General features: G+C 73.5%; 24 protein-coding genes. 12 read left to right on the top strand and 12 right to left on the bottom strand.

Annotated features, from left to right (window positions below):
* The first annotated feature begins 4 nt into the window (after positions 1–4).
* Positions 5–379: a hypothetical protein gene (locus tag BXY45_RS13160; RefSeq protein ID WP_109774967.1), complete on the top strand. Its 375-nt coding sequence runs from the start codon at positions 5–7 to the stop codon at positions 377–379.
* A 182-nt stretch (positions 380–561) separates the two neighbouring features.
* Here the strand turns inward: BXY45_RS13160 and BXY45_RS23850 are convergent, their stop codons facing one another.
* The 12 genes from BXY45_RS23850 to BXY45_RS13220 are packed head-to-tail and all read right to left on the bottom strand — an operon-like array spanning position 562 to position 9,476.
* Entirely contained in the window at positions 562–873 is a 312-nt protein-coding gene (locus BXY45_RS23850) for a hypothetical protein (protein ID WP_177524087.1), read from the bottom strand.
* A 9-nt stretch (positions 874–882) separates the two neighbouring features.
* On the bottom strand, positions 883–1,143 hold the full coding sequence (locus tag BXY45_RS13170; protein WP_146211194.1) for a hypothetical protein: 261 nt from the start codon (positions 1,141–1,143) through the stop codon (positions 883–885).
* Positions 1,144–1,148: 5 nt separating this feature from the next.
* Entirely contained in the window at positions 1,149–1,952 is an 804-nt protein-coding gene (locus BXY45_RS13175) for a dienelactone hydrolase family protein (protein WP_109774969.1), read from the bottom strand.
* Positions 1,949–3,175: an Nramp family divalent metal transporter gene (locus BXY45_RS13180; protein WP_109774970.1), complete on the bottom strand. Its 1,227-nt coding sequence runs from the start codon at positions 3,173–3,175 to the stop codon at positions 1,949–1,951. Before BXY45_RS13180 ends, BXY45_RS13175 begins: the two co-directional genes overlap by 4 nt.
* The gene (locus BXY45_RS13185) at positions 3,172–3,960 is read right to left on the bottom strand and encodes an urease accessory protein UreD (protein ID WP_109774971.1); all 789 of its coding nucleotides are present in this window, start codon (positions 3,958–3,960) and stop codon (positions 3,172–3,174) included. The genes BXY45_RS13180 and BXY45_RS13185 overlap by 4 nt, the downstream gene beginning before the upstream one ends.
* Positions 3,944–4,807 (bottom strand): urease accessory protein UreG, encoded by an 864-nt coding sequence (gene ureG / locus BXY45_RS13190; RefSeq protein WP_211319543.1) that lies wholly within the window; start codon positions 4,805–4,807, stop codon positions 3,944–3,946. Before ureG ends, BXY45_RS13185 begins: the two co-directional genes overlap by 17 nt.
* A gap of 11 nt (positions 4,808–4,818) precedes the next feature.
* Positions 4,819–5,484, bottom strand: coding sequence for an urease accessory protein UreF (locus tag BXY45_RS13195; protein ID WP_109774972.1), 666 nt, complete (start codon positions 5,482–5,484; stop codon positions 4,819–4,821).
* Positions 5,485–5,524: 40 nt separating this feature from the next.
* The gene (locus tag BXY45_RS13200; protein ID WP_109774973.1) at positions 5,525–7,255 is read right to left on the bottom strand and encodes an urease subunit alpha; all 1,731 of its coding nucleotides are present in this window, start codon (positions 7,253–7,255) and stop codon (positions 5,525–5,527) included.
* Positions 7,255–7,578 carry an urease subunit beta gene (locus BXY45_RS13205; protein WP_109774974.1) on the bottom strand — a complete coding sequence of 108 codons (324 nt, stop codon included), beginning with the start codon at positions 7,576–7,578 and terminating at the stop codon, positions 7,255–7,257. The genes BXY45_RS13200 and BXY45_RS13205 overlap by 1 nt, the downstream gene beginning before the upstream one ends.
* Positions 7,575–7,877, bottom strand: a complete 303-nt coding sequence (locus tag BXY45_RS13210) for an urease subunit gamma (RefSeq protein ID WP_109774975.1) — start codon at positions 7,875–7,877, stop codon at positions 7,575–7,577. Before BXY45_RS13210 ends, BXY45_RS13205 begins: the two co-directional genes overlap by 4 nt.
* On the bottom strand, positions 7,804–8,664 hold the full coding sequence (locus BXY45_RS13215; protein WP_109774976.1) for a phosphatase PAP2 family protein: 861 nt from the start codon (positions 8,662–8,664) through the stop codon (positions 7,804–7,806). The genes BXY45_RS13210 and BXY45_RS13215 overlap by 74 nt, the downstream gene beginning before the upstream one ends.
* A gap of 56 nt (positions 8,665–8,720) precedes the next feature.
* Positions 8,721–9,476 (bottom strand): LmeA family phospholipid-binding protein, encoded by a 756-nt coding sequence (locus BXY45_RS13220; RefSeq protein ID WP_170131495.1) that lies wholly within the window; start codon positions 9,474–9,476, stop codon positions 8,721–8,723.
* 33 nt (positions 9,477–9,509) lie between these two features.
* On the opposite strand from BXY45_RS13220, the gene uraD reads away from it, so the two are divergent.
* The 11 genes from uraD (at position 9,510) to miaA (ending at position 21,593) form a co-directional block, all read left to right on the top strand.
* Entirely contained in the window at positions 9,510–10,013 is a 504-nt protein-coding gene (gene uraD / locus BXY45_RS13225) for a 2-oxo-4-hydroxy-4-carboxy-5-ureidoimidazoline decarboxylase (RefSeq protein ID WP_109774978.1), read from the top strand.
* A gap of 81 nt (positions 10,014–10,094) precedes the next feature.
* Positions 10,095–10,421: a hydroxyisourate hydrolase gene (gene uraH / locus BXY45_RS13230; protein WP_109774979.1), complete on the top strand. Its 327-nt coding sequence runs from the start codon at positions 10,095–10,097 to the stop codon at positions 10,419–10,421.
* Between the two features lie 8 nt (positions 10,422–10,429).
* Positions 10,430–11,290: a factor-independent urate hydroxylase gene (gene pucL, locus BXY45_RS13235; protein ID WP_109774980.1), complete on the top strand. Its 861-nt coding sequence runs from the start codon at positions 10,430–10,432 to the stop codon at positions 11,288–11,290.
* Positions 11,287–12,669 carry a DUF6986 family protein gene (locus tag BXY45_RS13240; protein ID WP_109774981.1) on the top strand — a complete coding sequence of 461 codons (1,383 nt, stop codon included), beginning with the start codon at positions 11,287–11,289 and terminating at the stop codon, positions 12,667–12,669. Before pucL ends, BXY45_RS13240 begins: the two co-directional genes overlap by 4 nt.
* Positions 12,666–14,093: an allantoinase AllB gene (allB, locus tag BXY45_RS13245; RefSeq protein WP_109774982.1), complete on the top strand. Its 1,428-nt coding sequence runs from the start codon at positions 12,666–12,668 to the stop codon at positions 14,091–14,093. The genes BXY45_RS13240 and allB overlap by 4 nt, the downstream gene beginning before the upstream one ends.
* Entirely contained in the window at positions 14,090–15,178 is a 1,089-nt protein-coding gene (gene alc, locus BXY45_RS13250; RefSeq protein ID WP_109774983.1) for an allantoicase, read from the top strand. Before allB ends, alc begins: the two co-directional genes overlap by 4 nt.
* A gap of 206 nt (positions 15,179–15,384) precedes the next feature.
* Complete coding sequence (locus BXY45_RS13255) at positions 15,385–16,701, top strand: extracellular solute-binding protein (RefSeq protein ID WP_109774984.1); 1,317 nt, start codon at positions 15,385–15,387, stop codon at positions 16,699–16,701.
* Positions 16,702–16,704: 3 nt separating this feature from the next.
* Positions 16,705–17,598, top strand: a complete 894-nt coding sequence (locus BXY45_RS13260; RefSeq protein WP_109774985.1) for a carbohydrate ABC transporter permease — start codon at positions 16,705–16,707, stop codon at positions 17,596–17,598.
* Positions 17,595–18,419 (top strand): carbohydrate ABC transporter permease, encoded by an 825-nt coding sequence (locus tag BXY45_RS13265; RefSeq protein ID WP_211319544.1) that lies wholly within the window; start codon positions 17,595–17,597, stop codon positions 18,417–18,419. Before BXY45_RS13260 ends, BXY45_RS13265 begins: the two co-directional genes overlap by 4 nt.
* 121 nt (positions 18,420–18,540) lie before the next feature.
* The gene (locus tag BXY45_RS13270) at positions 18,541–20,625 is read left to right on the top strand and encodes a putative bifunctional diguanylate cyclase/phosphodiesterase (protein ID WP_109774986.1); all 2,085 of its coding nucleotides are present in this window, start codon (positions 18,541–18,543) and stop codon (positions 20,623–20,625) included.
* An 11-nt stretch (positions 20,626–20,636) separates the two neighbouring features.
* Complete coding sequence (gene miaA, locus BXY45_RS13275; protein ID WP_245961796.1) at positions 20,637–21,593, top strand: tRNA (adenosine(37)-N6)-dimethylallyltransferase MiaA; 957 nt, start codon at positions 20,637–20,639, stop codon at positions 21,591–21,593.
* The last annotated feature ends 6 nt before the right edge of the window (positions 21,594–21,599 follow it).

Raw genomic sequence — 21,599 nt, forward strand, 5'->3', positions numbered from 1 at the left:
GTGAGTGATCGTGTGGATCTGCTCGTGGAGCTCCCGGATGTACCCCTGGCTGAGCGCCGCTACCGGAGCCGGGCTGTCCCTCGCCATCGTGGCGCCCGTCGGCTGGATCATGGGCGGCAGCGTCCTATCGAGCGCTGTCGCCTACGCCGTCCCGGTCGTCATCGGTGGCGGTGTGGGTCAGCTCCTCCGCAAGCTGCAACTTCGACGTCAGCGGCAGGAGGTCGAGCGGGCCGAGGGGCTCACCGACGAGCAGTGGCGGGCTGGTGAGCTCGTGCTGAGGCGTGGGGCAGGGCCTGCCTCGGCCGCTGAACACGAGGCGGCGCTACACCTCGCGGCAGCACACAGGCGCGAGCTGGGCAGTGTCCTCGTGGAGCGATAGGCCCTCGGGCTGCTGGTGCTAGTGGGCGCGGTGCTCGCGGTCTCCGACACGCCGCGCTGGCTCGTTCCGCTGGCGATCGTCGCTGCGGTCGGTGGCGTGGGCGCTGTCGAGAGGCGGCGTCTCGACCATCGCTGTGACGAGCTGCTCACGCAGGTGGCCGCCCGACCATGATCACGGGCGGGTCAGTCCCCGCCGCCGCCACCGCCGCCACCACCGTCGGAACCGCCCGAGCCGAAGCCTCCGTCGCCTCCGCCACCGAACCAGCCGCCGCCTCCGAAGGAGCCACCGTCTCCGTGGTGGCTGTGATGGCCGTGCCCGCTGGTGGAACCGCTGTCGTAGCCGCCCGAGTCGCTGCCGACGAAGGGCGCCGTGCTGCCGTCGGCCCGTCGCCGCCCGTTCCGCGGTGACCTGATGCTCGAGGCGTTGGACAGCGCGGCGATGAGGCCGACGACGGCGAAGACCGCGATACCGAAGACCACCAGGCCCGGGTGCATGGCCGGAGGCTACGGCCGAGTGGCGGCGTCGTACAGACCGCGGCGCTTCATGGCCTCGCCGTAGAGCGCCAAGCCAGCGTTGACCAGCACGAGACCCGCTGTCCCCTCGGCCACCCAGCGCAACAGCGGCGACCCCGACGAGCGCCGCGCGGAGGCGTCGAGCGTCACGCACAGCCCGGTCCCGACCAGCAGCATCCCGCTGGGCGCGAGGCGCTTCCAGACGGAGAGGTCTTCCTCGGGAGTCGGTGTGCCCTCAGAAGTCTGTGCCACCGCGCTCACCCCTTCCGCAGGTGCTGGTCGAAGAACGCCTCGATCCTTGCCCATGCGTCCGCCGCGGCCTCGGGGTCCGGTCCAGCGCCGATCACCCGCTGCGTCACCGGGCGCAGCAGCCGCGGGCCGTTGGGAGCGTCGTTGAGGAAAGAATGGCCGGCGGTGGGGTACTCGCGCACGTCGTGTGGCACCCCGGCGTGGGTGAGGGCCCGGTCCAGCCGGTCCGCTGCGCCGCGCAGCGACGCGTCTCGCCCGCCGTAGCTGCCGACGACGGGGCACGCCCCCGCCAGCAGCGTGTCGAGCTCGGCGTCGGAACCTGGCAGCCGGCCGTAGTTCACCGAGGACGCCGCGTAGGGTCCGCCCGGCGCCGACGGGCTCGCCAGCTGCAGCGCGAAGCCCCCGCCCATGCAGAAGCCGAGCACCCCGATGCGGCCCGTGCACTCCGCCAGCGCGAGCAGCTGCTCGCGGGCCGCCTCGACGTCCTCGAAGGCGCGGCCGTGCCCCGCGGCCAGCGTCCGGAACGTGGCGACGAGGCACCGCCGCGCTCCTCCGACCGTGTAGAGGTCGGGCATGAGGGCCAGGTAGCCGGCCTCGGCGAGGCGCTCCACCTGGCGGCGCATGACGTCGTCGATGCCGTAGGCCTCGTGCACCACCACGACGCCCGGCCACGGGCCCACCCCGTGCAGCTCGCGCGACGGCACTCCGAGCAGGCCGTGCAGCTGCGGGCTGCCGCCCGGATGCGGTTCCAGGCGGACGTCGGTCAGCCGGACGCCGCTCGCCGTCGTCGTACCTGTCGATGCGCTGCTCATGCGAACGTCAAGAGCAGCAGGACGACATTGAGGACGACGACGGCCGCGACCGCCAGCAAGGCCAGCGCCCGCACGAGCGGGCTGTTGGCGTGCTCGCCCATCACGGCGCGGCTCGAGGTCAGCCGCAGCAGGGGAACCAGCACGAATGGGATGCCGAAGCTCAGCACTACCTGGCTCAGCACGAGCGCCTGCGTCGGGTCGACCCCGGCCAGCAGCACCGCGAGGGCCGGGACGAGCGTGAAGACGCGGCGGACGAGCAGCGGCGGCACTCGTCGTCGCAGCGTGCCCCAGATGACGGCACCGGCCTGCGACCCGACCGACGTGGAGGCCAGCCCGGACGCCAGCAGCCCCACCGCGAACAGCAGCCCGACCGCCGGTCCCAGCGCGGAGTCCACGGCGGCGTGCGCGCCCTCGAGGGTGTCCGTTCCCGCGACGCCGCGCAGCGACGTCGCGGCGAGCAGCAGCATCGAGATGTTGACGACCCCGGCCAGCACGAGTGCCGCGACCACGTCGGTGCGGGTGGCGCGCAGCACCCGCGGGACGCGGTCCGGGGTGACGGCGCCGCCGTGGTGGTCGCGCGCCAGACCGGAGTGCAGGTAGATGGCGTGCGGCATGACCGTGGCGCCGAGCATGCTCGCGGCGAGCAGCACCGTGTCGGGCCCGTCGAAGCGGGGGACCAGCCCGGCGGCCGCCTCGGCCGGGTCTGGCGGGGCCACGACGAGACCGGCCACGAAGCCCACCGCGATGACGCCCAGCATCGTGATGATCACCGCCTCGAAGCGGCGCACGCCGTCCGCGGTGTTGAGCGCCAGCACCGCCGTGGAGACGACACCCGTGATGACCCCGCCGATCCACAGCGGCAGCCCGAACAGCAGGTGCAGTGCCACCGCACCGCCGATGACCTCGGCGACGTCGGTGGCGATCGCCACCGCCTGGGCCTGGCTGAAGAACGCGAGCCGCCCGCGGGGCCCGAGCCGGTCTCGGAGGTGCTCGGGAACGGTGCGCCCGGTGACCACCCCGAGCTTCGCGGACAGGTACTGCACCAGCACCGCCATGGCGTTGGCCACGACGAGCACCCACAGCAGCAGGTAGCCGTACTGGGCGCCCGCCGTGAGGTTGGCGGCGACGTTGCCCGGGTCGACGTAGGCGACAGACGCGACGAACGCCGGACCCAGCAGATGCAGGAGCTTCCGCTCCGGAGCGCGTGTGGCGGTCGACGTCACCCCGTCAGGGTGCCAGAGGTTTCGGTTGGCCGAAACCTGGCTGGTTCGGGTTCCAGCGCCGCGAGGTCGCGCCGCGCGGCGAGCAGGTCGTGGCCCAGTGCCTGCGCCAGCTCCCCACCGCCCGCGAGCGGCAGCGCGGCGGCGCAGCCGACCGTGCGGCCAGCGGGCTTCGTCGTCGTCGTCGTACTGAGCGTGGTGCTGGTTGTGGTGGCGAGGGCGGCGGGGGAGCGCAGCCTGCTGACCAGCACACGCGGCGCGTCGAGCGCGTCCCACGTCGGCGAGCCCGGCCCCAGGGCCACCGACTGCCGCAGCCACGGCGCCCCGGCGAGGTCCGCCCGCAGCGTGCCGCGCCAGCTGCCCGGCGCCTCCCGCCACCGCCCGAGGACCGTCACCTCGGTGAGGTCGAGCGCGCCGCCTTCGTCGACGGTGGCGGTCGTCACCGCGTGCAGGTCACTGCCGCGGACCGCCACGAGCGGCTCCAGCGCCACGTCGAGGTGACCGCCCTCGGCCACGCGCAGGCGCAGGTCGATCCGTGCCGGCCGACCGGAGCGGTCGGGCATCGACAGCGTCGCTGCGACACCGCGCAGCAGCAGCCGGGCACCCGGTTCGACGACGACGTCGACCTCTACCGTGTCGCCGCCCAGCGGGCCCGCGCCCGTGCCCACGAGGTGCACCTCGTCGGGCCCCGTGCGGCGCGCGTTGAGGATGCCTTCGGCGCGGTTGGTCAGCAGGCGAGTGGTGCCCCCTTGGCCGGATACCGCGACGAGCTCAACCCTGGTGCGCACTGGCGAGCTCGCGCCGCTTCGCCAGCAGCTGCTGCACCCACGCCGCGACGGGCGTGGCGCCCGGGTCTTCCCGCAGGCTCGTGAACGCCACCGGCCGCTCGCCGCGCAGCGCGGTGGCGTCGCGGTCCATCACGCTGAGGTCGGCGCCGACCATCGGCGCGAGGTCGGTCTTGTTGATGACGAGCAGGTCGGAGGTGATGACGCCCGGCCCGCCCTTGCGGGGCACCTTGTCACCCCCGGCGACGTCGACGACGAAGATCTGAGCGTCCACCAGGCCGTAGCTGAAGGTGGCGGTGAGGTTGTCACCGCCGGACTCCACGAGCACGACGTCGGGGTTGAAGGAGTCCTCCAGGTCTTCGACGGCGTCGAGGTTCATGGCGATGTCGTCGCGGATGGCGGTGTGCGGGCAGGCTCCCGTCTGCACGGCCGTGATGCGCTCGGCGGGGAGCACGCCGTGACGGATGAGGAAGTCGCCGTCTTCGGTGGTGTAGATGTCGTTGGTCACCACGGCCATGTCGAGGCCGGCGCCCTCCGGGCCGAGTGCGCGGCACAGCGCCGCCACGAGCGCGGTCTTGCCGGAGCCGACCGGGCCGCCGATGCCGATGCGCAGCGGGCCCGACGGCGGGCGGTGCGGCGTGGCGACGGGCGCGTGCGTGTGGGGGATGCCGTGCTGGTGGGCGTGCGCGTGGGCGTCGTCGTCGTGAGAGAGGGGGTTGCCGTACCGGTCCTGCGGGGCCGGGTGGGTGTGCGGCGGCTCGGTGAAGCGCAGGTGGGCGGCCACATCGGGCTGTGCCGGGGTGTGGTCGAGGTCGGGGGTGCGCTCAGCGCCCGTCGGCTGGGAGTCCATGCGAGGTCCTTTCACGAGGCGAAGAGCTTGTCCTGGCGCGGCGCGTGCCGCGTCACCAGGAGGTCGGTCAGGGGATCGGACTCCGCCGGGACCTCGTCGCCGCGGGCCACGGCCTCGGAGGCGTCGGTGGCGAGGGCGTCCTGGAGCGGGCCCAGGGAGGCGAGGACGGCGGCCACCGTGACGGGGTCGAGCCCGAGCAGCCGCGCCGCAGCCGTGGCCGTGGCGGTACCGGTGAGGTAGAGCGCCACGAGCGCGGCGTCGCGGGGAGAGCCGCCGGCTGCTGCGGTGGCCACCCCGATCGCCAGCGGGTGGTGCGGCGCCCGGGCCACCTGCCCGAGCGCCGCCCATGCCGCGGAGGGCCACGCCACGGAGGCAACGCGCACCAGGCCGCGGCCCTGTGCGCGGGACGCCTCGCGTGCGGCCGGAGCCGGCAGGCGGACCTCCGCCTCGCCGTCGAGCACGCGCAGCGTGTTCGCGTCGGGCGCGGCGCACGACGCTGCCGCAAGGTGCGCCGCCACCACGCCCGCGGTGAGCAGGCGGCGGCGCAGCAGCGTGCCGAGGGAGGCCTCGTCGCGGACGTACCCGTCCACCACGGCCTGCTCCGTACCGCCGGAGTGAGCGTGTCCACCTGCGGGCAGGCGCGAGTCGGCGAGAGCGAGCAGTGACGCGAGCGTCACGCGGGTGGCCGTTCGTCCATGATCACGGTTGGAGGGTGGATCAGAAGAGGAAGTACCGCTGCGCCATGGGGAGCGCGGCGGCGGGGGACTCCTCGACGACGTCACCGTCGATCCGGACCGTGAACGTGTCGGGGTCGACCTCGATGCGCGGCAGCGCGTCGTTCTCGGGCATGTCCGCCTTGGTGAGCTTCCGCACGTCCTTGACGGCCACGAGACGCCGCTGCACACGCAGCCGGTCGGCGAGGTCGTGATCGAGTGCCGTCGGCGCCACGAAGTGCACCGACGTCGCCGCCGCTACCGGTGCCGCCGCCCCGAACATCGGCCGGGGGAGCTGCGGCTGCGGCGTGGGGATGGACGCGTTGGCGTCGCCCATGGCCGCCCAGGCGATGAAGCCGCCCTTGATGACGACGTGCGGGCGGACCCCGAAGAACGCCGGGTCCCACAGGACGAGGTCAGCGAGCTTGCCCGACTCCACCGAGCCGACCTCGCCGTCCAGCCCGTGGGCGATGGCCGGGCAGATCGTCGTCTTGGCCACGTAGCGGCGGGCGCGGAGGTTGTCGTCACCGCCGGGGCCGGACGGATCACCGGCGAGGGCGCCCCGGCGCACCTTCATGGCGTGCGCCGTCTGCCACGTCCGCAGCACCACCTCGCCGATGCGCCCCATCGCCTGGGAGTCCGAGCCGATCATCGAGATGGCGCCGAGGTCGTGCAGGACGTCCTCCGCGGCGATGGTGCTCGGCCGGATCCGGCTCTCCGCGAAGGCCAGGTCCTCCGGGATCCGCGGGCTCAGGTGGTGGCAGACCATGAGCATGTCGAGGTGCTCGTCGATGGTGTTGACGGTGTGCGGCCGCGTCGGGTTGGTCGAGCTGGGCAGCACGTTCGCGTGCGAGGCCACCGTGATGATGTCCGGCGCGTGACCGCCCCCGGCACCCTCGGTGTGGTACGCGTGGATGCCCCGCCCGGCGATGGCGCTCAGCGTCGACTCGACGAACCCGGCCTCGTTGAGGGTGTCGGAGTGCAGTGCCACCTGGATGCCGTGCTCGTCCGCGGCGCGCAGCGCGGCGTCGATGACGGCTGGCGTGGAGCCCCAGTCTTCGTGGAGCTTCAGTCCCGAGGCCCCCGCCAGCAGCTGCTCCTCGATGGCCGCGGCGGAGGTGGTGTTGCCCTTGCCGAGAAGTGCCACGTTGACGGGCCAGCCGTCCATCGCCTCGAGCATGAGCGGGGTGTGCCAGGCGGGCGTCACCGTCGTCGCCTTGGTGCCCTCGGCGGGACCGGTGCCGCCGCCGATGAGCGTGGTGATCCCGTTGCCGAGTGCCTCGGGCACGATCTGCGGGCAGATGAAGTGGACGTGGGAGTCGACGGCGCCCGCGGTGAGGATCTTGCCGTTGCCGGCGATGACCTCCGTCGACGGGCCGATGACGAGGTCGGGGTGGACGCCGTCCATCGTGTCGGGGTTGCCGGCCTTGCCGAGCGCCACCACGCGCCCGTCGCGGATGCCGACGTCGGCCTTGACGATGCCCCAGTGGTCGAGCACCACGGCGCCGGTGATGACGGTGTCGAGAGCGCCCTCGGCGCGGGTGGTGCGGGCCATGCCCATCGACTCGCGGATGACCTTGCCGCCGCCGAAGACCGCCTCCTCACCGGAGAGGCCGGGGCCGCCGCAGCGGTCTTCCTCGACACGGATCAGCAGGTCGGTATCGGCCAGGCGGATACGGTCTCCGACGGTCGGCCCGAACAGCGCGGCGTACCGCTCGCGCGAGATGTCAGCCATCAGCGCTGTCCTCCGAGATCACCGGGCGCGGGCAGGGTCAGGCCGGGCACCACGCGTGCTCCGGCCAGCGGCACGAGCACGACCTCGCGCTCGACGCCCGGCTCGAACCGCACGGCGGTGCCGGCGGCGACGTCGAGCCGCAGGCCGTGCGCCGCCGTCCTGTCGAAGGACAGTGCCGTGTTGGCCTGGGCGAAGTGGAAGTGGGAGCCCACCTGGACGGGCCGGTCACCGGTGTTGACGACGACGAGCGTGGTGCGCGGGGCACCAGGCAGCGTGGCGACCGGCTCGGCGTTCTCGGCGACCAGCACCTCTCCGGGGATCACGGGATCGGCTCGTGGACGGTGACGAGCTTGGTGCCGTCGGGGAAGGTGGCCTCGACCTGCACCTCGTGCAGCATCTCCGGCACACCGTCCATGACGTCCTCACGGGTGAGCACGCCCCGGCCCGCCGACATGAGGTCGGCGACGGTGCGGCCGTCACGGGCCCCCTCCAGGAGGAAGGAGCTAATGACGGCGACGGCTTCGGGGTGGTTGAGCCTCAGGCCTCGTTCACGCCGTCGTCGCGCCAGGTCGGCGGCGTAACTGAGCATGAGGCGCTCGGTCTCGTGCGGGGTCAGCAGCACGGGCTGACGCTAGCCGAGCCGCTTCCGTCTCGGGGAGGTCGGTGTCGAAGGGGGTGCTGACGCGCGGACGACGCCGGCGCAGGCGCGGACCGAGCCGCCCCTCGACGGCAGCGCCGGCGCGCACCATGAGCACGCCGAGCAGCGAGCCGGCCAGCAGGTCGCTGAACCAGTGGAAGCCCAGGTAGAGGGACACCACGGTCATGACGGTGCTCGGCACGACGACGGCGACGAGCGCGCTGGAGCGGCGGATGCGGGTGCCCCGTGCCCGCGCGACGAGCAGGACCAGCAGGGCCGCCGCGGAGGCGGCGTTGGCCGCGTGGCCGGAGGGGAACGCCTGGCCGTTCGGCACGAACAGGGACGGGTCACCGGTGATGGCCAGCCCGCGGTCCAGGGTGAACTTGGCGATGGCGATGACCACGTTCATCGCGAAGATCGTGCCGAGCACCAGCCACAGCGACGACCAGCTGCGCCGGCGCCGGCACGCCCATAGGGCCGCGGCGATGACCACGGGTGTCACGAGCCACCGCTGGCCGGTGTGGTCGAGCACGTGCGCGAGCACGAGGTCGGGTCCGGTGTGGGGCAGCGCGCCCATCCATTCGTGGATGCGGACGTCGAGCACGGTGGTGAGGGGACCTGCCAGGAGGAGGTCGGTGAGCACGCCGAGCAGCGCCGCGGTGGCGAGCAACGGCCAGCGGGCCGCCAGCCAGCTGGCGGCCGCCTCGCGGTGCTCGCCGGTCCCGCGCAGCGCGGCTGCACGCAGGCCGAAGGGCATCGGATCAGTGGTCACGTGTCCTTGTTACCCGTTTCACATGAACAGAAGCTGGCAGAAGTGGTGGCCCAGCGTCACGATCCGACAACGATGGTGGAGCCGGTCGTCGAGAGCGCGAGCCCGTCGGCGCGGACGGCCACACCGGTGAGCTGCTGGGACAAGGGCAGCGGTCCCAGAGGCACGTCGAACGCCAGCTGGTCGCGCAGACCCCCGAGCACAGAGCGTGACAGACGGTCGAGCAGTGCGCTCCCCGAGTCGAGCTGGCGGGGGACGGCCTTCACGGTCGAACCGTCGACGCCGGCGTCGACCGTGAGGTCGACCTCGGCCGAGAGCGAGACCTGCTGACCGAAGACGCGCGCGCTGCCCGTCACGCGCAGCGCGTCCCCGTCCGGTGACACGGTGAGGGGCACGCCCAAGGGGACGTCGCGCTGGGCGAGCACCGCGTTGACCTCGGAGTAGGTCAGCAGCGCCGTGGACGTCGCACGGGAGACCTCCACCCGCTCGATGCGCCCCCGCAGCACCTGCCGCAGGGGCAGAACGACGCCGGTCAGCCGCGCGTCGACCTCCGAGAGCACCACGTCCCCCGCCGGCACGTCGCGGGCCACCACGCGGACGTCGTCGTACTGCCCGCGCACCGCCTGCGGGACGAACCACCCGCCTCGGATGCTGACGTCCACGGCCCCGGCGGCACCGGTGCTCCCGACCAGCTCGGCGGCGACGCGCTCTTCGGCGGCGGTGCGTAGCCCGGCGTCGACCACCGGCGCCGCGACGACGGCGCCTCCCGCGAGCACCGCCAGCACCACGAGGGTGAGGAGCAGCCGGCGCAGCACCTGCACATTCTCCTCAGCGCCTAGCCTCGCGGCATGTCGCTGCTCGACGCCCTGCTCGGCCGCACCCCGCCCACCGGTACCGAGGCACAGGCGCTCGCCGCCTGCCTCGACGCCCCGCTGTGGGTGGCGAGCGTGCTCGACGGCGCGCCCTACCCCGACGTCGAGACGCTGCTGGAGCAGGCCGACGCCGCCGCCCGCGCCCTGCCGCCGGAGGCCGTGCTCGTCGCCCTGCAGACTCATCCCCGTATCGGCGAGCGACCCTCCGGTGACAGCGCCCACGAGCGGATGTCCCGGCTGGAGCAGTCGGGGGTCTCGCAGGACGCGGAGACCCGCGAGCGCCTCGCCGCCGGCAACGCCGCCTACGAGGCGCGGTTCGGCCACGTGTTCCTCATCCGCGCAGCGGGCCTGAGCCAGGAGGAGGTGCTGGCCGCCCTCGATGAACGGCTCGGCAACGACGCCGCCACCGAGCTGCTCGTCGCCGCCGACCAGCTGCGGCAGATCGCGCTGCTGCGGCTGCAGGCGGCGCTGGCGGCGTAACGGGCGGATCCGGCACCGGTGTCCCCGCACGCGGCGGTGCCTGGCTAGCCTCCGGCGCATGGAGCACCTGGGGAGCCGGGCATGGGCCTGAGCACGCACGTCCTCGACACCGCCTCCGGTGCGCCCGCCGCGGGCGTCCCGGTGTCCCTGTCGGTGCGCGCCACCGTCGAAGGGGACCTGGAAGCGTGGGCGCCCCTGGTCACGGCCGTCACCGACGACGACGGCCGCGCGGCGCTCCTGTTCGACGAGCCCGACCCGGGCACCTACCGGCTGCTGTTCGACACGTCGACGCGCAGCGGGTTCTTCCCGGAGATCGCCGTCGTCGTCGTCGTCCCCGAGGGGACGCAGCGGCTGCACGTGCCGCTGCTGCTGTCGCCCTTCGGCTACACCACCTACCGCGGGAGCTGACGCACTCGATGAGCCACGAGAAGACCTACGACCTCACCTGGAACCAGTACGGCAAGGCCGAGGTGCGCGTCGTGCACGTCGACAGGTCGGGCCCGCAGCACGTCGTCCGTGACCTCAACGTCACCACCGGGCTGCGCGGTGACTTCGAGCCGGCGTACACCGAGGGCGACAACTCCCGCGTGCTCACCACCGACGCGCAGAAGAACACCGTCTTCGGTCTGGCCCGCGAGACGGGCGTGGGGGAGCCGGAGGCGTTCGCGCTGGCCGTCGCCCGCCAGCTGCTGTCCGCGTGCCCGTCCGCGGACGTCGCGCGCGTGGTCGTCGAGCAGTACCTGTGGAACCCGCTCAGCGGCGGGGGCGGGCACGCCTTCTCGCGGGCCGGGTCGCACGTGGTGGTCGCCGAGCTGGAGCTCAACCGCGACGGCGCGGCTGAGCTGACCGGCGGCGTCGACGAGCTCGTGGTGCTCAAGACCACCGACTCCGAGTACTCCGGCTTCCTCAAGGAGCGGTTCACCACGCTGGGGGAGACCGACGAGCGGATCCTCGCCACGCAGGTCACCGCGCGCTGGCGCTACGCAGAGGGTGCTGCCGAGGGGGCTGACCACGCGGCGGTGAAGGCCGGGGCGCTCGAGGCGCTGCTGGGGGCGTTCGCGGGGCACTACTCCCTCGCCCTGCAGCAGACGCTGCACGCGATGGGCGTCGCCGTCCTCGAGGCCTGCCCCGAGCTGGCCGAGGTGACCCTCACGCTGCCGAACAAGCACCACTTCCTCCAGGACCTCTCCGCATACGGCCTGGACAACCCGAACGCGGTCTACCACGCCGACGACAGGCCCTACGGCCTCATCCAGGGGACGATCACCCGCCGGTGAGCTCCCCCCTGGACGACGTCCTCACTCCTCTTCTGGCTCAGCTCGACACTCAGCTCGCCGACGTCGACGCCGCGCTCGCGGCGTCGACGGTGGAGCTGCCCACACCGCAGGGTCAGCAGCCGGTGCACACCGTGTACGCGCCCGCTGACGTCGGCGACGACGCCACCGCAGAGCTGTGGGGCCGCCGCGCACTGGGCCTGCTCGCCCGCCACGCCCCCGACACCGCGGCGCTGGCCGCTGCGACGGGGCTGGAGGTCGACGACGACGACCGCGAGCGGCTCCTCGAGCTGCTCCGAACCCGGCCGATCGCTGACCTGCGCCTGGACCTCGAAGACGGCTACGGCCTCCCCGGCGAGACGCCCGGGCGCCGCAGCGACGTCGAGGAGGACTCCCACGCCGACGCCGCGGGCGCTGCGCTGGCGCGGATCGCGGGTCGGCGCGTGCGCGGCCAGGTCGCGCCGGGCATCGCGGGGGTGCGGATCCGCTCGTTCGAGCCGAGCACGCGGAGGAGGGCGGTACGGACCCTCGCGCGGGTGGTGGCCGCGGTGGTCGCCACCGCCGAGCGCGGCGCCGACGCCCCCGAGGCGGAGCTGGGGGCGCTGCCCGAGCACCTGCTGCTCACCCTGGCGAAGGTCAGCGACCCCGCGCAGGTCAGCGCGCTGGCGGACGTGCTCGACGCCCTCGAGGACGCCCACGGGCTGCCGCGCGGGTGGGTGTGCGTCGAGGTGCAGGTGGAGGTTCCGGCGCTGGTGGTCTCCCCGGACGGGCGCGCCGCGGTGGCCCGCTGCCGTGAAGCCGCGCGCGGACGGATGACAGGCTTGCACTACGGCACCTACGACTTCTCCGCCGCCTGCGGGGTGCCGCCCGCCCACCAGAGCCTGGAGCACCCCCTGGCCGACCACGCCAAGGCTGTGCTGCAGCTCGCTGCGGCGGGCACGGGCGTCGCGGTGAGCGACGGGTCCACCAACGTGCTGCCCACCGGCGGCGCCGACGGCTCCGACGCCGCCCAGGTGCACGCCGCCTGGACGCTGCACGCCCGGCTCGTGACCCGCGCGCTCGAGCGCGGGCTCGCGCAGGGGTGGGACCTGCACCCCGGCCACCTCGTGACGCGGCACCTGGCCAACCTCGTGCACGCGAAGGCGGGCCTGCCGGACGCGGAGCGGCGGCTGGCGGCGTGGGTGGCGGCCACGGCGGCCCGAGCCGCCGCGGGTGATGACGCCGCCGCGGGCGTCGCCGACGAACCCGCCACCGCGCAGGCCATGGCGCGGCTGCTCGTGCGGGCCGACGTCGTCGGGGCGCAGGAGCTGAGCACCAGCGCGCAGCGGGTCGGCATGGACGTCGCGGCGCTGCAGGCGCTCGCGAGGAGGAGGGTCGGATGAGCGAGCTGGACCTGCTGGTGCTCGCCGAGCGGGCTGTGCTGCCCGACGGTGCTGGTGGGCTGGATGTGCGCCCGGCGGCCGTGGGCGTGCGGGACGGGCGCATCGCCGTCGTCGTCCCCCTCGACCACCGGGGTGACCTGCCCCGTGCCGAGAGGGTGCTGGAGCTCGGCGACGACGAGGTGCTGCTGCCCGGCCTGGTCGACACGCACGTCCACATCAACGAACCCGGCCGCACGGCCTGGGAGGGCTTCGACACCGCCACGCGCGCCGCCGCCCTCGGCGGGGTCACCACGGTCATCGACATGCCGCTGAACTCCATCCCGGCGACGACGACGGTCGGCGCGCTGCGCCTCAAGCACGAGGCCGCGCGCGGGGCCGTGCACGTCGACGTCGGGTTCTGGGGCGGGGTCGTGCCGGGCAACACCGGTGAGCTCGCCGGGCTGGTTGCCGGGGGGGTGTTCGGTGCCAAGTGCTTCACGACGCCGTCCGGTGTGGACGAGTTCGAGCACGTCAACCCCGCGCAGCTGCGCGAAGGTCTGGCCGAACTCGCCCGGCTCGGGTCGAGGCTGCTCGTGCACGCGGAAGACCCGGCCGTGCTCGACGAGGCCGCCGCCGACGTCGCCCGGCGCGTGGCCGACGGGGCTGACCCGCGCTCGTTCGCGCTGTTCCTCGCCTCCCGGCCCGCCGCTGCGGAGGACTCGGCGGTGGCCGATGTCATCGCCGCTGTCCGGGAGGTCGGTGGCGCCGTGCACGTCGTCCACCTGGCCAGCGCGTCCGCGCTGCCGCTGGTGGCCGCAGCCCGGGCCGAGGGGCTCGCGGTCACAGCGGAGACGTGCCCCCACTACCTCACCCTGGACGCCGCGGCCGTGCCCGACGGCGCCACGCAGTTCAAGTGCTGCCCGCCCGTGCGCGACGCCTCTGTGGCTGGCGAGCTGTGGGCGGCGCTGGAGGCTGGTGTGCTCGACTCGGTGGTCTCCGACCACTCCCCGTGCACGCCCGACCTCAAGCTGCTCGAGGCCGACGGACGCAGCGGGGACTTCCTCGCGGCGTGGGGCGGCATCGCCAGCGTCCAGCTGGGCCTGCCCGTGGTGTGGACCGCGGCCCGCGAGCGGGGGGTGCCGCTGGAGCGCGTGGTCGAGTGGATGGCCGCCCGACCTGCTGCCCGCGTGGGTCTGGCGGGCCGCAAGGGTTCGCTGGTGGTGGGCGCCGACGCCGACTTCGCGGTGCTCGCCCCGGAGGAGGAGCTGCTGGTGGATCCGGGGATGCTGGCCTTCAAGAACAAGGTGACGCCGTACGCGGGCCGGACCCTGCGCGGGACGGTGCGGTCGACCTGGCTGCGCGGCACCCGTCTCGAGGTCGCGGACCCCTCCGCCGCCCCGGGCGGCAGGCTCCTGCACGCCGTGGGCCAGGATGAGTCGGCGTGAGCAGCAGCGGAGAGACAGCCCCCCTGACCGACCTGGCCGGCCGCGTGCTCGGCGGAGTGGTCGTGGCGTGCAACGACCAGTTCTACGCCGAGGCGTCCAACCTCCTCCTGCCGTACCCGGCGCGCTTCGACCCCGACGCGTACGACGCCAAGGGCAAGGTCTACGACGGCTGGGAGACCCGCCGCCGCCGCACCGTCGGTGACGACTGGGTGGTGGTGCGTCTGGCGGCGCCGGGCGTGGTGGAGCGGATCGACGTCGACACCGCCTGGTTCAAGGGCAACTTCCCGGCCGCCGCCACCGTCCACGGCGCGTGGCTGGAGGGCTTCCCCGGTCCCAACGACGTGTGGCAGCTGTCCGAGCAGGTGTGGCGGCCCCTGGCGCCCCGCACCCCGCTGACCGGTCACGCCGTCACGTCGCTGCCGGTGACCCCCGAGGGTGCCCCCGAGCTCGCGGGCAAGCGGGTCTCCCACGTGCGGTTGACCATCCACCCCGACGGCGGTGTCGCGCGGCTGCGGGTGTGGGGCCGGGCCGTGCCCGATCCGGCGCTGCTCACCGGCACCCTCGACCTGGCCGCCGCCGAGAACGGTGGGCGGGTGCTCGGCTCCTCCGACGAGTTCTACGGCTCCGCCGACCACCTCATCACCCCTGGCCGCGCCGCGACCATGGCCGACGGGTGGGAGAACGCCCGCCGCCGCGACGGCGGGAACGACTGGGTGGACTTCGAGTTGGCCGGCGCCGGACGCCTGCGCCGGGTGGAGGTCGACACGACGTGCTTCGTGGGCAACGCCCCGGGCCGCGTGGTGCTGCGCGGCATCGACGCCCGGGTCGGTGGCTCGGCGAGCGCCGCCCGGCTCGCGGACCCGGCGAGCTGGCCGGTGCTGCTCGACCTGCAGCCCCAGCCCGACACCCGCCACGTCCTCGCGCTCGGTGCGGTGGGCGCACCGGGTGCCACGGAGCGGCCGGTGACGCACGTGCGGCTCGAGGCCCACCCCGACGGCGGCATGAGCCGCCTACGGCTGTGGGGAGAGCTCGACGACGACGCGCTGGCCGCCGCGGAGCGCCGCTGGGCGGAGACCGCGCTCTGAGGGAGCCCGGACGAGCAGCTGAGGGCGTGGCGGTGGCCACCCGGCGAGGTCTGCTGTCCCTGTGACGGGCCGTGAGTCCCGTCACGATGCGGTGACGTCCCCGTTCTCAGGGTGCGTCCAGCGTCGAACGGACGTACCAAGGGAGGAGTCCGGTGTGTCCCGCCGGTCGCTGATCGTCACCGTCGACCGCCCCGGAGGACTCCGCCATGTCACGCTCACCGTGGTCTCGCCGGCAGTTCCTGGGTGCCCTAGGCGCAGGCGGCGCCGCCGCCGTCGGCGCCGGGTCGCTGGCCGGATGCTCCAGTTCGTCCGGTGCGGGCTCGGGCTCGGCCTCCGCGCGTGGGGGCCTCACCTTCACGCTGTGGGGCGGGGACGAGGAGCTCGCCGCCTTCCAGGCGGTCGCCGATGGCTACGAGCAGGCCGAGGGCACCACGGTGACCCTCGACCAGCTGCCCTACCCCGACGTCCTCCCCTCCGTGGACTCGCGGATCCAGGCGGGTGACCCGCCGGACCTGTTCCGTGTCTCCTACATCGACATCGGCAGGTACACCACGCTCAACGTGCTCGCCGACATCTCGGACGCGCTGCCGAGCGGCTATGCCGACGCCTTCACCCCCGCGCTGTGGAAGGCCGTGCAGGACCCGGACGGCAGGCCCGTCGGTGTGCCCCACCACACCGACTGCAGCGCCATCGTCTACAACGCCCCCGCGTTCGCGGCCGCCGGTGTCACCGCGCCCACGTCGCTCGATCAGGCCTGGACCTGGGAGCAGTTCACCCAGGCCCTCACCGAGGTCAAGGGCGCGAACGGCGGGAAGTACCCGGTGGCGATCAACTGGCAGGCCGCAGGCGCCTACCGATGGCTGAGCTTCCTCGCGCAGGCCGGCGGGTCGGTCTTCGACGACGACCTGGCGCAGGTCACCATCGCCTCCGACGCCGGGCGGAAGGCCCTCACCTACACCCAGGGGCTGTACACCTCCGGCCTGCACGACCCGACCTTCCTCGTGCAGGCCGGCAACTACCCCGACGAGACCTTCCCCACCGGTCAACCGCTGTCCATCGCCACCGGAGACTTCAACCTGCCGTCGCTGGTCACCAGCGCCACCGGCTTCGAGTGGGGCGCCACGTACCTGCCCCGTGACGTCTCCGCCGCCACCGACCTGGGCGGTAACGCCGTGGTGGTCACCGACGGGCCCAACGCCGAGGCCGCCGCGAGGTTCGCCGCGTTCCTCGCGAACGCCGAGAACATGAAGAGCTTCTGCGAGGCCACCACCGTGCTGCCCACCCGCAGCGACGTCACCGGCCTCACCTACGCGGTGCGCCCCGACCTCATGCCCGTGTTCGTCGAGCAGGCCACCACCATCCCGGACAGCCTCGTCGCGGCGAGCACCTCGCCGGTGTTCACGCAGGTCAACCAGGCCCTGCAGCAGCAGCTCGAGGGGGCCTTCGCCGGTGGGGCGGACGTCGACTCCACCCTCGACGCCCTCCAGAAGGCCATCGAGCAGGCGCTGCAGCAGCAGGCTTGAGCCATGGTGATCGTCGGCCGTCGTCCTGCTCGCCACCGAGGGGAAGCCCTCGCGGGACTCGCCCTGGCCAGCCCGGCGCTGCTCGTCTTCACGGTGTTCATGTTCGTGCCGCTGGGCATGACCGCCTACTACTCGCTGACCCGCTACACCGGCTTCGGCGAGCCGCGCTTCCAGGGGCTGGACAACTTCGGTCAGATCGGCTCCGACCCGCTGTTCTGGCGGGCGCTGGTGAACACGGGCGTCTTCACGGTCATCAGCGTGCCGCTGAGCGTGCTCGGCGGGTTGGGTCTGGCGCTGCTGCTCAACCGCCACCTCCCCGGGCGGGGGCTGCTGCGGGCGCTGTTCTACGTGCCGGTGGTGATCTCCGCGGTCTCCGCGGGGATCATCGCCCGCTGGATCTTCAACGAGAACTTCGGTGTGGCCAACCGGCTCCTCACCGGGCTCGGGCTGCCGGAGGTCGGCTGGCAGACGGACGGTCCCGCGGCGCTGGCCTCGGTCATCGCGGTGCAGGTGTGGACGAGCCTCGGCTTCGCGATGGTCGTCTACCTCGCGGGCCTGCAGGGCATCGGCGCCGAGGTGTACGAGGCGGCCGTGCTCGACGGCGCCAGCCGCTGGCGGATGCTGCGGTCCATCACGTGGCCCCTGCTGGGACCGACCTCGTTCTTCATCGTCGTCTACATGGTCATCACGTCGTTCCAGGTCTTCGACATCGTGGTGATCATGACCGGAGGTGGCCCGCAGAACGCCACCACCTTCCTCGTGAACTACGCCTACGACGCCGGCTTCGAGCAGCGCCGTCAGGGCTACGCCGCCGCACTCGGCGCGGTGCTGTTCGTCATCGTCATGGCGCTGACGCTTCTGCAGTGGCGTGCGGGCCGTCGCCGGGACGTCGCGTGAGGGCTCGCGAGCGGCGCGTCACGGGCTGGCGGCTCACCGCTGCCGTGACGCTCGCCGCCGTCGTCGTCTTCCCGCTGTACTGGATGGCGGTGACAGCGTTGTCGAGTCCCGGGGTGCTGACCCGTCCCGATGCCGCACTGTGGCCCACGGAGCTGCGCTGGGAGAACTTCACCAGACCGCTGCAGCAGTTCCCGTTCGCTCGGTGGGCGCTGAACTCGGCGACCATCGCCGTCGTCTCCGTCGCGCTCACGGTGGTCATCAACCTCGCCGCCGGCTACGCCTTCGCCAAGCTCGACTTCCCGCTGAAGAACACCCTGTTCCTCGCGATCGTCGGCACGCTGATGGTCCCCATCCAGGTGATCATGGTGGCACAGTTCCAGGTGGTCATCGACCTCGGCCTGGTCAACACGCCCACCGGGGTGGTGCTCCCGCGCCTGGCCGAGGCGTTCGGACTGTTCATGGCTCGGCAGTTCATGGACGCCGTTCCCGACGAACTGCTCGAGGCGGCCCGCGTCGACGGGGCGGGCGCCCTGAGGGCGTTCGTCGCGATCGTGCTGCCGCTGAGCAAGCCGCTCGTCGCCGTCTTGGTGATCTTCACGTTCATGTGGCGCTGGAACGAGTTCATCTGGCCGCTCATCGTGCTGCCCGACCCCGACGCCTTCACACTGCCGCTGGGGCTGCGGTTCCTGCAGCAGCAGTTCGGCAACGACTACGGCTCCCTCATGGCGATGTCGTTGCTGTCGATCCTGCCGATGCTCGTCGTCTTCGCCGCCTTCCAGCGCTACTTCGTCGAAGGGGTGGCCCGCAGCGGCCTCAGGTGAGGTGCTCCCGCAGCGGCTGAGCCTGCTGCGCGTCGTCACCGCCCAGGAGGCCGGTCCCCCGGCCAGGTGATCTCCGCCGTCGTTCCTCCAGCGGGCAGCGGGCCGGGTCGAGAACCCAGCTGTGACCACGAGAGCCCGCACCGCGCCCGAGACGCGGGTACGGGTCGGAGCGGTCGTCGCTCTGCTGCTCGTGCTCCCGGCCGCGGCGGCACCGCTGTGGACGCCCACCATGCCCCCGACGTGGGTGCTGGTCAGCGCCTGGCTGGCCGTCATGGTCCTGGTGGTGACCCAGACGAGCCTGCTGGCCCAGCATGTGGCGGCGTCGTGGCGGAGCCTGTGGCACGACGCGCTCCTCAGCGCCTTCACCTGCGCGGCCGGGTTGCTGGCACTCCTGCTGCCCGTGCTCCGGCAGGCCACGGGGCTGTCAGAGCCAGTGGCCGTGCTGGTCCTCGTCAAGTCTGCGGCGGCGGTGGTCAGCCTCGGCACGAGCTTGTCGACCCTGACCCACGCCCGGCGCAGCGGCGACCGGCGGGTGGCGTGGTCCGTGGCCGCCGGGGTGGTGGCCGTGGCCGGCCAGATCCTGTGGCCGCTGCGCCTGGCCGTGCCCGCGCTGCGAACACCCGAGGTCTCCGCGGTGCTGGGGGCCGCGGTGCTGCTCGGCTGGCTGGTGGTCGTCATCGGCCTGGTGCGCGCGCCTGCGCCCGTCGCCTGTCGCCGGCGCACCCCACCGTGGGGCAAGGATCTGGTCAGCGTGCTGTCGTGCGGTGCTGTGGCGACGGGCGTGCTCGTGGCGGGCGCCGTCTACGACGTCCCCGGGAGCGCCGCGCTGCTGGCTGCCGCAGCCCTCGTGCTGCTCCTGTCCAAGGTGCAGCTGCTCGTCCGCGAGCTGGTGGCGCTGCAGGGGTCCCACGAGGCGGCGCTCACGGACGAGCTCACCGGCCTCGGCAACCGCCGCGCGCTCGTGGGCCAGCTCGACGCCGCCCTGCGCCGCAGCGACACGGTGGCGCTGCTCATGCTGGACCTCGACGGGTTCAAGCACGTCAACGACGGACTGGGGCACCTCGCGGGCGACGAGCTGCTGCGCCAGGTTGCGGAGCGACTGCGCCGGACCAGCGTGCCCAAGGCCATGCTCGTGCGCCTGGGCGGGGACGAGTTCGCCGTCCTGCTCGTCGAGGAAGCGGCGATGGTGGCAGAGCAGGTGGGTCTGGGCATGCACGCCTCACTGCTGGAGCCCTTCTCGGTGCACAGCCACCGCGTCCACACGACCGCCAGCATCGGCGTGGCCATTCGCCGCGAAGCCTCCCGGCTGACCAGCGAGGACCTCCTGCGCCGGGCCGACACCGCCATGTACGCGGCGAAGGCGGCCCGCTCCGGCGTCGTCGTCCACGGGGCCCACCACGACCGGCGCGCCCGGGAGGTCGTCCAGATCGCCGAGGAGCTGCGGCTGGCCCTCGACGCCGAGCAGCTCCTCCTGCACTACCAGCCCCAGGTGTCCGTGACCGACGGCCGGCTGGTCGGCGTGGAGGCCCTGGTGCGCTGGAACCACCCGAAGCGCGGCCTGCTCTCACCCGCGGCCTTCCTCGACACCGCGCAGGAGCTGGGCCTCGGCGAGCGGATCACCGACCTCGTGCTGCGCCAGGCAGTCCGGCAGGCGTCGTGCTGGCAGGCGGCGGGCACTCCGGTGCGGGTGTCCGTCAACCTCACGGCCGCGGACGTGCAGCTCGCCCTGGTGGACCGGGTCCGCGAGCTGCTGGCCGACCATGACCTGCCGCCGCACCTGCTGGCCCTGGAGATCACCGAGACGAGCGTCGTGGTCGACCCCGTCGGGGCCGCAGCCGTGCTGGGCGAACTCGTGGCGCTCGGCGTGGAGGTCAGCGTCGACGACTTCGGCACCGGGCACTCCTCCCTGACCCTGCTGCTGCAGCTCCCGGTGGCCGAGGTCAAGGTGGACAGGTCGTTCGTGGCGACGGTCTGCGACGACCCCGCCCGGCGGACCGTCGTCCGCACCACGGTCGAGCTCGCCCACGGCCTCGGCATGCGCGTCGTGGCGGAGGGCGTCGAGGACGACGCCGTGCTGGCCCAGCTGCGTGAGCTCGGCTGCGACACGAGCCAGGGGTACCTGCACAGCCGCCCGCTGCCGCCTGCGGAGTTCACCGCATGGATGGCCTCCCGGCTCACCGGCAGTCCCGCGCTCGCCGCTGGCTAGCCTGGCCGACCGTGCCAGCAGCCGTCGTCGCCGTCGTCGCTGTTGTCGGCCCCACCGCCACCGGCAAGTCCGACCTGGCCGTGGAGCTGGCCCTCGCCCTCGACGGCGAGGTGGTCAACGCCGACGCCTCCCAGCTCTACCGGGGAATGGACGTCGGCACTGCCAAGCTGCCGCTCGCGGAGCGCCGCGGCGTCCCCCACCACCTGCTCGACGTGCTCGACGTGCGCCAGGAGGCCCGCGTCGCCGCCTATCAGCGCGCTGCGCGCGCGGCGCTGGCCGACGTCGTGGGGCGCGGGCGCACCGCCGTCCTCGTGGGCGGCTCGGGTTTGTACGTGCGCGCGGCCCTCGACGAGCTGGACTTCCCCGAGACCGACCCGGCGGTGAGGGCGCGCCTGGAGGCGGAGCTGGAGGCCGCCGGGCCGGGTGGGGAAACGCTGCTGCGAACCCGCCTGGCCGCGCTCGACCCGACGGCCGAGGCCGCGATCACCCGCGGCAACGTCCGGCGGTTGGTGCGGGCGCTCGAGGTGGTCGAGGTGACCGGGCGGCCCTTCAGCGCGTCCATGCCGCAGCGCCGCTACAGCGACGCGGTGAGCGGGCTCGGGCGCGTCGTCCAGGTGGGGCTGCGGGCGGATCGTGAGGTGCTGCGCGAGCGGATCGCCACGCGGGTGGCGGACATGGAGCGGGCCGGGCTGGTCGAGGAGGTCGCGCAGCTGGCCGAGCACGGGCTGCGCGAGGGGGTCACCGCCAGCCGGGCCCTCGGGTACGCGCAGCTGCTGGACGCCCTCGACGGCCGCTGCACCGTGGCCGAGGCCCTGGAGGCCACCGTCCACGGCACCCGCCGGTACGCCCGGCGGCAGCTCTCGTGGTTCGGCGCCGACCCTCGCGTGCAGTGGCTCGACACCGACGCCCTGCACGCCTGCGGCGGCCGGGCCGCGGTGGTCCAGGCGGCGCTCAGGCTGCTCGCCTAGGCTCGG

The sequence above is a fragment of the Quadrisphaera granulorum genome (genome assembly GCF_003149145.1).
Classification (GTDB): Bacteria; Actinomycetota; Actinomycetes; order Actinomycetales; family Quadrisphaeraceae; genus Quadrisphaera; species Quadrisphaera granulorum.